The sequence below is a fragment of the Bacillus sp. AP50 genome (assembly GCF_040492675.1).
Lineage (GTDB): Bacteria > Bacillota > Bacilli > Bacillales > Bacillaceae_G > Bacillus_A > Bacillus_A cereus.
The window spans coordinates 50,538-64,124 of the sequence record NZ_JBEUTW010000146.1; the positions used below are offsets into that span (position 1 = coordinate 50,538).

Sequence of the window (13,587 nt, forward strand, 5' to 3'; positions counted from 1 at the left end):
CTTTACAAGGAAAACGTTGCCACGTGTTACACAATCCTTCTTTACAATATATAAGGGGTTTCTTGATACACGTAATAATTCAACCAATTAGAAAACAATAAATTACCATGACTCCTCCACCTAACAAGCGGCTTTTCATCTGGATTATTATGTTTAAAATAGTTTTTTGGCACATCAATATTTAATCCCTTGTCACGATCTCGTTCGTATTCTTGTTTTAACGTCTCACAACTATATTCGCTATGTCCAAGGGCAAACACTTGCCTTCCTTCTGGCCCAATAACAAGGTGAACACCTGCTTCTTCAGAGTTTGCTAACAATGTTAAGTCTTTCACTCCTCTAATATCATTCTCTCGTACTTCTGTATGACGAGAATGCGGAGCAAAAAACAATTCATCAAATCCTTGTAACAATTTCACATGTTGCTCGCAAACTTCATGTTCAAATACACCGAACATTTTTTCCTTAAGGGGATACTTTGGAACACCATAATGATAGTACAAGCCAGCCTGTGCTCCCCAGCAAATATGGAGCGTAGATGTTACATTCGTTTTTGAATACTCCATAATATGTTTAAGCTCTTCCCAATAATCTACCTCTTCAAAAGCAAGGGTCTCCACTGGCGCTCCTGTAATAATGAGCCCATCAAACTTTTCATTTTCAATATCACGAAACGTTTTATAAAAGCTTGTTAAATGTTCTTGCGTTACATTACGAGATAGATGTGATTCCATATGAAGCAAATGAACATCTAATTGTAACGGTGTGTTTCCAATTAAGCGAAGTAATTGTGCCTCTGTGTCTTGCTTCGTTGGCATTAAATTTAATATAGCAATTTTCAAAGCGCGTATATCTTGTGTTTCCGCTCGCTCCTTCGTCATTACAAAAATATTTTCTTTTTGTAACACTTTGCGAGCCGGTAAATCTTTATCAATTATGATCGGCATGTGTTTTGCCCCCAACTAGAGCTGCTTCCAAATCTGCAATAATATCAGAAACATCTTCTATACCAACTGATAAACGAATTAAATCAGATGTAACACCAGCTAAACGCTGATCTTCAGCATTTAATTGTCTATGCGTCGTACTAGCAGGATGTATAACGCAAGTTCGTGCATCAGCTACGTGTGTTACAAGAGTTGCTAGTTTTACATTTGCGATAAATTCTTTTGCTGCTTCTAATCCGCCTTTAATACCGAAAGTTAAAACACCACTAGCACCTTTTTTCAAGTACTGTTGTGCCAATGAGTAATTTTCATTACTATCTAAGCCCGGATAATTCACCCATTCAATACGTTCATGATTAGCAAGCCACTTAGCAACTGCAAGAGCATTTTCACTATGACGTTCCATTCGTAAATGCAATGTTTCTAAGCCAATATTGCTAATATATGCATTGAATGGGCTCATACAATTTCCATAATCTCTTAATAGCTGAACACGTGCTTTCACAATATACGCTGCTGCACCAAAGTTTTGAACGTAACTTACACCGTGATAACTTGGATCTGGTTCAACAAGTTCAGGATACTTTCCATTTGTCCAATCAAAGTTTCCACCGTCAATTACAATACCGCCTAAGGAGCTCGCATGCCCATCGATATACTTCGTCGTAGAATGAACAATAATATTTGCCCCATGTTCAAACGCCTGGCATAAATAAGGAGTTGCTAATGTATTATCAACGATAAAAGGTACCTCTAATTCTTTAGCAGCAGCTGAAAATTCTTTAAAATTTAAAACATTCATCGCTGGATTTCCTAACGATTCTGCATAGATAAGTTTCGTCTTGTCATTAGCAAGCGCCGTAATTTCATCTGCCGTTAAATTTGGATTAAAGAACGTAACATCAATGCCCAGTTTACGCAAACTCACTCCAAATAAATTAAACGTTCCCCCGTAAACCGTTGAAGAACAAAGTAAATGATCCCCACTACTACAAATATTTAAAACTGCGAGCATAATAGCTGCTTGCCCAGAAGCCGTTGCAACAGCTCCTACACCGCCTTCTAAATCTGATAACTTCTGCTCAAATGCGGCTAGAGTAGGGTTTCCAATACGTGTATAAATATATCCTTCTGCCTCTAAGTTAAATAGGGCTGCTAAATCATCTGAAGTATCGTATTTATATGTTGTACTTTGATAAAGTGGTAAAACACGTGGTTCACCATTTTTTGGCGTATAGCCACCTTGCACACAAATTGTTCCTTTTCCCCATGATTCTCCCATCTCTCATTCTCCTTTCTTTTATACAAAATAAAAAACTGCCCCTTTCCTGAAAACAAGAAAGGAGCAGTTTGAAAACACGCTCTAAAGGCTCTTTCTTATCTCTCAGGATTACTACCTGCAGGATTTGGCACAATTCCGTTATACGGCTGTTGCCAAGGTTTCATCGGGCCTGTCCCTCCACCTTTTCTTGATAAGACTATGCAATTACCGTTGATTTTATAGCAATAATTTCCTAATGTCAAACGGTTTTTCTGAATGTTCTAAAATAAATGTTAACAGTTTCATATAAAGCAACAAAAGAAATATATTCTAGTCTATTTCAAAAAAGACCTTTAAAAACCTCAAATCAGTCTATAAAATTAAATAAGTAATTTAACCTATAAATTCAAATTCCCCTAAAGTTAGCCTATATGTTGAATAGGCCATCTTCTCAAAAAGATACTATATATATTCAATCCATTTTTCACTAGTATATTTCACTTTTTTACCTACTAAGATTTACATAACGGAGGTATAACATGACAAATAAAAAAGATATGCAGTACATACTTGCTCTATATGGCATTCTTCTAGGATCTATAGTAGGAGCTACAGTCTGGTTATTTTTAGTCACAATAAATATTGGAATCCACTTTATTTGGGGATACTTGCCTGAAGTTCTCTCTTTTCCCTCTTATTACACCCTTTGCGTAACAATAATTGGCGGGGTCCTTGTTGGTCTATCACAAAAACATTTCGGTACATACCCACGCCTTATGCCTGAAGTGATGGCTGAATATAAAAAAACTGGTCGAATCGAATATCGCTTTGTCCATCAGGCTACTTTAACAGCGATTATTGTTTTAATTTTCGGTGCTAGTCTTGGTCCAGAAGCCGCACTAGTTGGAATTATAGGCGGACTGTGCACATGGGTAGGGGATCGCTTTAAATTTGCCTTAAAGAGTATGAATGAGCTAACCGAGATCGGAATTGGAGCTACTTTAAGTGTCATTTTTAACGCACCATTATTCGGTTATTTAGCACCAAATGAAAATGAGGGGGAACAAATTGCTGCTTTTTCTAAAGGAAAAAAGGCGATTGTATACTTAGCTACTACTTTCGCAGGTTTTTCTGTTTATTTACTACTGAGTAAACTCGATAATCGTGGATCCTTTATTGTTGATTTCGGGGAAGGTGCACTTTCTTTCAATGAATGGATCGCATTTCTTCCACTTGCTAGTATCGGTGCTATAGTTGGTTTCTTTTATTTCAAGTTAGAATTCACATTAGAGAAGTTAATTCACCCTTTTAGGGAATACAAACTGACACTCGGAATTATCGGTGGTATTTTATTAGGAATTGCGGGAACTTTTCTTCCGTACACATTATTTTCAGGTGAACATCAATTAAAAGAATTAGTTGTTGAATGGAGCCATTTATCTTTTTGGATACTACTTCTTTCAGGGATTTTAAAGTTGTGCATTACTGCCGTTTGTTTGAACACAGGGTGGCGAGGTGGACATATCTTCCCAATTATATTTTCCGGGTCAAGTATCGGATACGCTGTAGCATCTATTCTTCCTATAGATCCAGTAGCATCTGTTGCCATCGTAACGACAGCAATTTCAAGCTATGCGTTACGAAAGCCAATAGCTATAACATTACTATTACTTATGTTTTTCCCGCTTAATTTACTATTGCCCATGCTTGGTGCAGCTGCTATCGGGAATGCCTTTCCGCTCCCAAAACATAACGAAAATAAAAATTAATAAAAATAGGCAGTGGGGATGAAAGCTCCACTGCCTATTTTTTTATTACACATGCTGCTTTAATAACGCTTCTAACTCCTCAAAATTATGCACTTCATATGTCGGTATAATCCCACTATCATTTAATTTCCTTTCTGGATTAAACCAACAAGTATCAATTCCCGCTACATATCCACCTTTCATATCAGCGCTTAATGAATCCCCAATAATCAGCCCTGCTTCAGGTGCAAAGTTAGGAATCCGTTCAAAAACATAATCAAAATACTCTTTCATCGGTTTTTGAAAACCTGTATCTTCCGAAACAAAAACATCTTTAAATAATGAATGTAAACCTGCATTACGCAAACGTTTATCTTGCGTCTTAGAAACACCATTTGTCACTATATACAATTCATACTCTCCTTGAATTTGATTTATAAATTCAAACGCACCTTGCATGAGTTGATTTCCTTCTTCTAAGTAGTTACGATAATTATTTTCCAATAATATTCCATCTACTTCTTCTCCATACTCTTTAAACAACAGAGAAAATCTTGTATTTACAACTTCATTGCGTGATAGTTCTCCTTTTTCAAAAGCATCCCAAAGACCTTTATTTATTTTTTTATAACGAGCCTCTATCTCGTCTGTTAAAGGGATTCCCTTCTCTTCAAAAAGCACCCGTAAAGCCACTTTTTCAGCCTTTTGGAAATCTAGTAATGTATCATCTACATCAAATAACAATGTTTTATATTTTTTCATAAATTCATCACACTCTCTTTTCTACAAAAACAAATTTACATAAATCGTATCATTCCTTCTTGTAAAGATAATAGGAGATATCTCATACTATACATGGGGGTGAAAATATGAAAATCAGCAAAAATGAGGAAGAAATTTATCAATACATGCGAATCCATCAATTCCATACCCTATTTTCATTTCATGTCTTGCCATATGTAGAGCTGCATTCTTTTCAAACGAAAGAGATGATATGTAGCGAAGGAAATGCTCTCCCTTATCTCTATTACTTAATTTCTGGGAAAGCAAAAATATATATGAGTCATAAAAACGGGAAGGTTTCATTAATTAATTTTATTCAAGCACCATCTTTTATCGGGGAATTAGGATTAATAGGAGTAGAAAATATTACTAAGTCCGTTGAAGTACTAGAAGATTGTGTGTGTTTGACACTTCCTCTTAAAGATTGTCAGCAACTTTTATTACAAGATGCAACGTTTTTACAGCACTTATGTAAATTTATTGGAGAAAAGACAATTACTCGCACTGAAAATCACGCAAAAAACTATAGTTATCCTTTTGAAAATCGATTAGCTGCTTTTATTTTATTAACAGAGCAAAATAATTGTTATATAGAAAAGCATACCGAGGCCTCGGAATATTTAAATGTCAGCTACCGTCATCTTTTATATGTATTAAATCAGTTTTGCCAACAAAATTATTTAAGAAAAGAAGGCCGAACATATTATATACAAGATCGAAATACATTAGAAAAACTTGCTGATGAACTAAAAATATAAAAAAACAGCATTAACGTTTACATGTTAATGCTGTTTTTTCGAGTGACGATTATACTTTTAATTAAAATTTACTTGCTACTTTAGCTGCTTCTTCAAGACCTGCAGCAATGATTTCTTCTGCTTTATCTGGGAATTGGTTATGCCCTTCAATAACTACTGTTTCCATGTTTGTTGCGCCGAAGAAGCCCATCATACTTGCTACATATTTAACAGCCATTTCTACCTCAGCTGCTGGACCTTCTGAATATACGCCGCCTCTTGCATTTAATAATGCAATCTTCTTATCTCCGATTAGGCCAACTGGACCCTCTGGCGTATATTTGAACGTTTTACCAGCACGGTTTAAATAATCAATATATGTGTGCAATACTGCTGGAATCGTTAAGTTCCATAATGGGAAGCCGAAAACAACTTTATCAGCTTCTAGGAATTGATTTAAATACTTATCAGCAACTGCTACTGCTTTTGCCTCTTCTTCTGTTAAATCAAATCCTTTACCTACCTTGAATGTACCATTAATCATATCTACGCCTACATATGGTAATTCTTCTTTATATAAATCAAGTTCTACTACTGTATCATTTGGGTGTGCTTCTTTATAGTTTGCTAAAAATGCCTCATATAATTTTACACTAACTGCTTGTTCCGCTGGACGGTTATTTGCTTTAACGAATAAAACTGTTGCCATTATTTATTCCTCCTAGTACTCACTCTTATGTTGTTATATGCTTTCAAAAAAGGTATCCCTTGTAATTGTTGTTTTGTTGCTTACAAACATATTTTATCTTTATATAATGACAATTTCGTCCTCACATAGACGTATTTTTCCATAAAAAAAGTCCACCTTCCAAAGGCGAACTTGGTCTTACGACTTTCGTCTTATACAATTCCATTTTTCACTGCATATAATGCCGCTTGCGTACGATCAGATAAATTCAACTTACTCAAAATGCTACTTACATGCGCCTTAACCGTCTTTTCTGTAATAACTAAAACAGATGCAACTTCCTTATTGCTCATCCCTTTCGCTAATAGCTGCAATACTTCATTTTCTCTCGCTGTTAGCACATCCACTTGAATAGAAGGTTCTTCTTCCTTTTCTTCTACAGGTAACGTTTGAGAGAGAAGAGCATTTGCTATATCCGGATGTAATTGAATATTACCTTTATATGCGCTTCGAATAGCCTCAACAAGCTGATCTGGTTCTACATCTTTTAAAATATACCCACTTGCTCCAGCCCTTAATGCAGGTAACACATGCGCCTGATCAGAAAAGCTAGTTAATACAATTACTTTCACATTTGGATACTCTTTTTTAATATATGCCGTCGCCTCAACACCATCCATTTCAGGCATGTATAAATCCATTAATATAACATCGGGAGTTGTTTCTCCTACTTTCACTAACGCTTCTTTCCCATTATTCGCTTCTCCAACTAACTCTAAATCTTCCTGTGTACTTAAGAAAAATGCTAATCCTTTTAAAACGACTGTATGATCATCAACTAACAATACTTTTATTTTCACAAACTTCCCTCATTTTCACATCATAATGGTACATTTACTTTTACGCTCGTTCGTTTATTACTACTTACAATTTTAATTGTTCCACCAACTAATTCTACTCTTTCACGCATCGTAGTCATACCTAGTGATTTCTTTTCTTTTATATTCTTTTCCACAAATCCCTTTCCTTGATCAACTATTTCTAATGATACATTTTTCTCATTCACTGTAAAATAAATCGTCGCTTCTTTTATACCTGCATGCTTACTTACATTGTTCAGTGCTTCTTGGCCTATGCGCCACAAAGCTTCTTCTACTACACGAGGTAAATCACGAACACCCGTAACTTGCTCCCTAATTTTCAGTCCCAAATTTTCACCGTACTGCTTTAGAGCTGGCAATAATCCTTTTTCTAATCCCGCCGGACGAAGCTGCCAAATTAATGTCCTCATTTCTTTCAAAGCTCCTTGCGCAAGTTCACGCATCTCATGCAAAGATTGATCTACCTTTTCATTTTTACCTTTTAAAACTGCCTCGGCGCCTTTTGTCATGAAGGTTAATGAAAATAATTTTTGCGAAACAGAATCATGTAAATCTCTTGCTAACCGATTTCTTTCTTCCATTCGCACAAGTTCACGGCGCTGCTCGTTTAACCTCAAATTCTCTATTATTAACGAAACATGGTTCGATAATGCTTGAATTACGTCTATTGTATTAGCATCAAACTCTCCATTATTCAGGCTAACACATAAAACACCAAATATATGGTTTTGAATATGTATTGGTGTAGCAATAACAGCTCGATTTAGATGTACATTATGTCCTATTTGATGTTTTATTAGAACTGGTTCATCTTGTTCTAACGCCCTCTTGGCCGCCTCTTTTATATCCTCTTTTAACTCTTCCTGAACGTAAGACGCTCGCAGAGATAATTCTTTTTCCTCCCTAATAAAAAGCGCTACTTGATTCCATTGAAATACTTCACCTACGTGATTTACCACTTTTTCAGGTAGTACATTAAACTTATGAATCGTTTTTAAATCTTGAATGAAACGCTCTAATTTCACATAATAATGTGCTCTTCTCTTTTCATTTTCATATAATTTTGTTCGCTTTAAAGCCGTACCAATTTGGAAGGCAACCGATTGGAGTAATACTAATTCTTCTTCTGAAAAATGTGTTTTACCCGGACTTGCAACATTTAACAACCCAAATTTTTCTCCCCCAGCTTTTAAAGGAACCGTAGCATGATGAAGAATGCCCTCCGTATCCCCCCAATTATATTCAATTGCATTATTAATTCTTTTACATTCAATAATATTAACGGCTCTCTCTAATTTTCCATCTACAAAACCTCGTAAACACCAACATTCACCTTCGCACATCGGGCGTTTATTTTCATATGTAAGTGCCTCTGGTAATTGATAATCAATTAACTTCGTATACTTCCCATTTTCATCCGCAAGAAAAATCCATCCTGTCGTTAAACCTGTTACACTTAGTAATTTCTCTAGGACAGCTTGCAATACATGATATGTATCATTTGATGTATTTAATGTTTCTGCAATTTCCTTTAATATAACTAATTCATTTGTACGATTATCTCGAAACATACTCAGTCTCCTGCATACAAGATTTTAAATAGCTCTTAAAATAAATCATCTACTTTTCACTTTGTACTTATTCGTAACATTGATATAATGGTGAGAACATAGTTTTCATTATATCACTCGAGGGGGCTTTCATAATGACATTAAATAAAGCACTTACTATCGCTGGTTCTGACACAAGTGGCGGTGCTGGTATACAAGCAGATTTAAAAACATTCCAAGAACTGGGCGTATACGGAATGACATCTCTTACAACAATCGTAACGATGGATCCACATAACGGTTGGGCACATAACGTATTTCCAATCCCAGCTTCTACATTAAAACCACAATTAGAAACAACAATTGAAGGTGTTGGCGTAGACGCTTTAAAAACAGGTATGCTTGGATCAGTAGAAATTATTGAAATGGTTGCAGAAACAATCGAAAAGCACAATTTCAAAAATGTAGTAGTTGACCCTGTTATGGTATGTAAAGGTGCTGATGAAGCATTACATCCTGAAACGAATGATTGCTTACGTGACGTTCTTGTTCCAAAGGCATTAGTTGTAACACCAAACTTATTTGAAGCTTACCAATTAAGTGGCGTAAAGATTAATTCTCTTGAAGACATGAAAGAAGCAGCGAAAAAGATCCATGCTTTAGGTGCGAAATACGTCCTAATTAAAGGCGGTAGCAAACTTGGTACGGAAACTGCAATCGACGTCCTATATGATGGAGAAACATTCGACCTTCTAGAATCAGAAAAAATTGATACGACAAATACACACGGCGCAGGTTGCACATATTCTGCTGCAATTACAGCAGAACTTGCAAAAGGAAAACCTGTGAAAGAAGCAGTAAAAACTGCTAAAGAATTCATCACAGCTGCTATTCGTTACTCATTCAAAATTAACGAATACGTAGGTCCAACTCACCATGGTGCATATCGTAAATTTGTTGTATCAAAAGAACTTGTCTAATATATAAATAAAAAACACTCACAAAGTTCATACATTGCCTCTGTGAGTGTTTTTTATAAGCTTTATGTCTTCTGGTCATCTTATCTTTAAGATACAGAGCTGACCTTATTTCTACCATTTCGTTTCGAGTAGTATAACGCATCATCTGCCGCTTGAATAAATTGCTCCGGTGATTCTTCATATTCTGAAACCCCCACCGAAACTGTAATTTTTATTTTCGTTTCATCTAACAATTGAAATGAGTGACTTTCAACAGCTGTACGAATTTGCTCGCCCGTAAGAATTCCGTAAGCTAATCCCTTATTCGGTATCAAAAGTGCAAACTCCTCTCCACCCTTTCGAAAAGCCAAATCTGGAAATTGTGAAGTTTCTCGTAAAATACATCCTACTTGTTTTAGCACTTCGTCCCCTGCAGGATGCCCGTACGTATCATTTACATACTTAAAGTGGTCAATATCTATAAGTAGTAAACAAAACGAATCATTTTTCATGTTCTTATTACTAATATGACGATTCATCTCTAAATCAAACTGTCTTACGTTTCCTAAACCTGTCAATGCATCTATCGTTGCGTATTGTTTCATCTTTTGAAATAACTCATTGGATTGTAAAACATAATTTGTACTTATGAATGTTATGTAACCTGTAATAATACTAGAAATTAAATATAATCCCACTATGTGGATCTCTTTAATTAACCATATATATAACGCTGGGATTAGAATAGATAAAATATATGTGTGTAACCATACCCACTTTCCCCCTAAAGAAAGCTTCATGCGCGAAATAAAGATACTCCCTATTCCTATCGCAATGATTGTATAAAAAGCCACTTGAGAAGCTAATGAATAATCCATAAACAACAGCCTAGTTACTAAAATCATACCAATTGTTATGGTACTCGCTATCGGTCCTCCAATAATAACAGCTAGAATAACAGCTAAGTAGCGTAAATCCAATAGAATGGTACCAACACGAACACTGAAATACATTAATACTATACCTAGTATCCCAGTAAAAATGCCTACTACACATTTCTGCCCAAAAGAGAATCCTTCTTTTAACGACTTATCCCTTAAAAGCTGACCTCCAATAAAAATAAAGGAAAGAATAATTGTTGTATTTACAAATAAGTCCCTTAACATAAAATAATCTCCCTACTTTTCCATCTATCCCCTTCCTCACCTTATTGTATACGAAATACCTTTAATTCCCAAATATTTTGTTTATTTTTGCTGTTCCACGTGAAACAGCAAAAAAATAAAAAGGGCGAAAACTCGCCCTTTTTCATTAACAACAGCGTGATATTTTTCCACCCTTTGCATTAAATCTTGCTTCTTGTGCCTCAGCAAAAAATTGCTTTTGACATACAACCTCTTCTTCAGGATGATGCTTTTTCATATGCTCCACATATACTTCATAACTTGGTACCCCAACGAGCAAACTAATAAAGCGTTTTCTTTCACCCCATACTTGCCACAACTTTTTAAGCATAGTTCCTCGACTCACTTTCATCTCTAGGAATATATGGTGCCTCTTTTAACGGCATTGGCTTATTTCTTAATACTTGGATCCAAATTCGAAGTGCTGAAATTAACACAGCGATTACAACTATCATAAAAATTCCGCAAAGCGCTGCATCGATATAATCATTGAAAATAATTTGCTTCATTTGAGCAACATTTTTTGCTGGCGCTAACACTTTTCCCTCATCTAATGCTCCCTGAAATACCTTTGCATGCGATAGAAATCCAATTTTAGGATTTTCATGAAATAGCTTTTGATATCCCGCCGTCATCGTTACAATCAGCAACCCGACAGTTGGAATAAGTGTTACCCAAACGTACGCCTTTTTTCCCATTTTGAACAAAATTGTCGTTCCAAGTAATAATGCAATACCTGCTAGCATTTGATTTGCAATACCGAAAAGTGGCCATAATGTATTAATTCCACCGAGCGGATCTATTACCCCTTGGTATAAGAAATATCCCCACCCTAATACACATAATGTTGTAGCGATTACATTCGCTAATGTAGAATCCGTTTTCCCAAATGGCTTATATACATGCCCTAAAATATCTTGAATCATAAATCGGCCGACACGCGTTCCGGCATCAATTGTTGTTAAAATGAATAGAGCTTCAAAGAGAATCGCAAAATGATACCAAAATGCCATCATGGCCGTTCCACCTATTACTTGTGAGAAAATATATGCCATACCTATCGCTAATGTTGGCGCACCACCTGTACGTGATAAAATTGTTTGCTCTCCAACATTTACAGCGAGATCTTTTAGTTCATTTGGTGTAATAGCAAATCCCCATGAGGAAATAACTTGAGCTGCCTGCGAAACATCTGTACCGATAAGTGCTGCGGGGCTATTAATTGCAAAATACGTTCCCGGTGTTAATACACAAGCCGCAATCATCGCCATCGCTGCTACAAACGACTCCATTAACATTGCTCCATAACCGATTGGCTGTGCGTGTCCCTCTTGCTCGATCATCTTCGGCGTCGTACCTGATGAAACGAGAGCATGGAATCCAGACACTGCACCACAAGCAATAGTAATAAATAAGAACGGGAATAAGTTTCCAGAAAACACAGGACCAGTTCCATCAATAAATTTCGAAACTGCTGGCATTTGTAAATCTGGTGCTACAATTAAGATACCGATTGCTAACCCTACAATTGTTCCGACTTTTAAAAATGTACTTAAATAATCACGTGGTGCTAAAAGCATCCAAACTGGTAATGCCGATGCGATAAATCCATATACAATAAGCATAATAGCAATTGTTTCACCACTAAATGTGAACATACTTGCAAGTGTTGGATTTTCTGCTACATACTGTCCTCCAACAAGAGATAAAATAAGTAGGATAATGCCAATTACTGATCCTTCTCCAACACGACCAGGCCTAATATAGCGCATATAAACTCCCATTAAAATAGCGATAGGAATCGTTGCTGCTATCGTAAACATTCCCCAAGGACTTCCGATTAGTGCCTTTACTACGACTAACGCTAATACTGCTAATAAAATAATCATAATTCCTAAAATACCTATCATTGCAATTAGTCCTGTAACAGGTCCAATCTCATCCTTAATCATTTCTCCTAACGATTTACCATTACGTCTCATCGAAGCAAATAAAATGACAAAATCTTGGACAGCCCCCGCAACAACTACCCCAACAATAATCCAAATGGTTCCTGGTAAATATCCCATTTGTGCTGCTAAAATCGGTCCTACTAAAGGTCCCGCCCCAGCAATCGCTGCAAAGTGATGTCCAAACAATACCCACTTATTTGTTGGAACATAGTCTTTCCCATCGTTTAATGTATGGGCTGGTGTTTGCCGATTATCATCTAAATTAAAAACCTTTCTCGCTATAAATCTACTATAAAAGCGATAAGCAACTGCATATACACATACGGCAGCTACTAAGAGCCATACAGCATTAATGGTTTCACCTTGTGATAAAGCTACTACCCCAAAAGCACCTGCTCCTACTGCTGTAATAATGCCCCAAAGTAAGATCGATTTCAATGTCTTCACATACAATTCCCCCAATACTATTTCTTAGTGGAGATTGTACTAAATTTTCTGAATATCTAACTTGAATCCTCCCTATCATGAAGGATTTTCAGTTTATCATGTTAAAATACTCTCATTACCTACTATAATTCAATGTTATTTCGAAGGCGTTTTACATAATTACGACTGACTGGAATCGGTTGCTCATCATACCTATCTAAATACAAATTATACGTGCCATTATAATAAGGTTTCAGTTCTTTTACATATGACATATTAATTAAATAGCTTTTATGTACACGTAAAAAATCATATGCATTTAGCTTATTTTCTAATTCCTGAAGTGTATATGTTGAAATATACTGATTATTCGTTGTGTAAATTGAAACAGTTTTATTTTCTTTATTTTTACTTACATATACAATATCTTCTGGGAGAATATATCGTATACCCTCTTGACTTTCTATCGGT

At 35.9% G+C, this 13,587-nt stretch carries 13 protein-coding genes and 1 riboswitch; of the genes, 3 read left to right on the forward strand and 10 right to left on the reverse strand.

The window, feature by feature from the left end; genetic code table 11:
• Positions 1–41: 41 nt before the first annotated feature.
• Both metA and ABWK52_RS12975 read right to left on the reverse strand, forming a co-directional pair.
• Positions 42–947, reverse strand: coding sequence for a homoserine O-acetyltransferase MetA (gene metA, locus ABWK52_RS12970; RefSeq protein WP_001121538.1), 906 nt, complete (start codon positions 945–947; stop codon positions 42–44).
• Positions 931–2,229, reverse strand: a complete 1,299-nt coding sequence (locus tag ABWK52_RS12975; RefSeq protein ID WP_000504780.1) for a bifunctional O-acetylhomoserine aminocarboxypropyltransferase/cysteine synthase — start codon at positions 2,227–2,229, stop codon at positions 931–933. The genes metA and ABWK52_RS12975 overlap by 17 nt, the downstream gene beginning before the upstream one ends.
• A 92-nt stretch (positions 2,230–2,321) precedes the next feature.
• Positions 2,322–2,426, reverse strand: a riboswitch (SAM riboswitch).
• Positions 2,427–2,747: 321 nt separating this feature from the next.
• Between ABWK52_RS12975 and ABWK52_RS12980 the strand changes: the two genes are divergently transcribed.
• The gene (locus ABWK52_RS12980) at positions 2,748–3,977 is read left to right on the forward strand and encodes a chloride channel protein (RefSeq protein WP_000182468.1); all 1,230 of its coding nucleotides are present in this window, start codon (positions 2,748–2,750) and stop codon (positions 3,975–3,977) included.
• Positions 3,978–4,022: 45 nt separating this feature from the next.
• On the opposite strand, the gene ABWK52_RS12985 is transcribed toward ABWK52_RS12980, so the two are convergent.
• Positions 4,023–4,718, reverse strand: a complete 696-nt coding sequence (locus ABWK52_RS12985; protein WP_000760192.1) for a YjjG family noncanonical pyrimidine nucleotidase — start codon at positions 4,716–4,718, stop codon at positions 4,023–4,025.
• Positions 4,719–4,825: 107 nt separating this feature from the next.
• On the opposite strand from ABWK52_RS12985, the gene ABWK52_RS12990 reads away from it, so the two are divergent.
• Positions 4,826–5,497 carry a transcriptional regulator YeiL gene (locus tag ABWK52_RS12990; RefSeq protein ID WP_098507835.1) on the forward strand — a complete coding sequence of 224 codons (672 nt, stop codon included), beginning with the start codon at positions 4,826–4,828 and terminating at the stop codon, positions 5,495–5,497.
• A 61-nt stretch (positions 5,498–5,558) separates the two neighbouring features.
• On the opposite strand, the gene ABWK52_RS12995 is transcribed toward ABWK52_RS12990, so the two are convergent.
• From ABWK52_RS12995 to ABWK52_RS13005, 3 genes are all read right to left on the reverse strand, one after another.
• Positions 5,559–6,185 (reverse strand): FMN-dependent NADH-azoreductase, encoded by a 627-nt coding sequence (locus tag ABWK52_RS12995; protein ID WP_000246735.1) that lies wholly within the window; start codon positions 6,183–6,185, stop codon positions 5,559–5,561.
• 191 nt (positions 6,186–6,376) lie between these two features.
• Entirely contained in the window at positions 6,377–7,024 is a 648-nt protein-coding gene (locus ABWK52_RS13000) for a response regulator (protein WP_000695813.1), read from the reverse strand.
• Positions 7,025–7,044: 20 nt separating this feature from the next.
• Entirely contained in the window at positions 7,045–8,616 is a 1,572-nt protein-coding gene (locus ABWK52_RS13005) for a GAF domain-containing sensor histidine kinase (RefSeq protein ID WP_025966827.1), read from the reverse strand.
• A gap of 134 nt (positions 8,617–8,750) precedes the next feature.
• Here ABWK52_RS13005 and pdxK point away from each other — a divergent pair, with 134 nt between their 5' ends.
• Positions 8,751–9,575 (forward strand): pyridoxine/pyridoxal/pyridoxamine kinase, encoded by an 825-nt coding sequence (gene pdxK, locus ABWK52_RS13010; RefSeq protein WP_000174252.1) that lies wholly within the window; start codon positions 8,751–8,753, stop codon positions 9,573–9,575.
• Positions 9,576–9,661: 86 nt separating this feature from the next.
• Here pdxK and ABWK52_RS13015 read toward each other — a convergent pair whose 3' ends face one another.
• From ABWK52_RS13015 to ABWK52_RS13030, 4 genes are all read right to left on the reverse strand, one after another.
• Complete coding sequence (locus ABWK52_RS13015) at positions 9,662–10,720, reverse strand: GGDEF domain-containing protein (protein ID WP_098507836.1); 1,059 nt, start codon at positions 10,718–10,720, stop codon at positions 9,662–9,664.
• Positions 10,721–10,865: 145 nt separating this feature from the next.
• Complete coding sequence (locus tag ABWK52_RS13020) at positions 10,866–11,069, reverse strand: YbdD/YjiX family protein (protein ID WP_000914504.1); 204 nt, start codon at positions 11,067–11,069, stop codon at positions 10,866–10,868.
• Positions 11,062–13,137 carry a carbon starvation protein CstA gene (gene cstA, locus ABWK52_RS13025; RefSeq protein WP_000854295.1) on the reverse strand — a complete coding sequence of 692 codons (2,076 nt, stop codon included), beginning with the start codon at positions 13,135–13,137 and terminating at the stop codon, positions 11,062–11,064. The genes ABWK52_RS13020 and cstA overlap by 8 nt, the downstream gene beginning before the upstream one ends.
• 122 nt (positions 13,138–13,259) lie before the next feature.
• A partial coding sequence (locus ABWK52_RS13030; RefSeq protein WP_353771951.1) for a LytTR family DNA-binding domain-containing protein occupies positions 13,260–13,587 on the reverse strand: 328 nt, incomplete at its 5' end.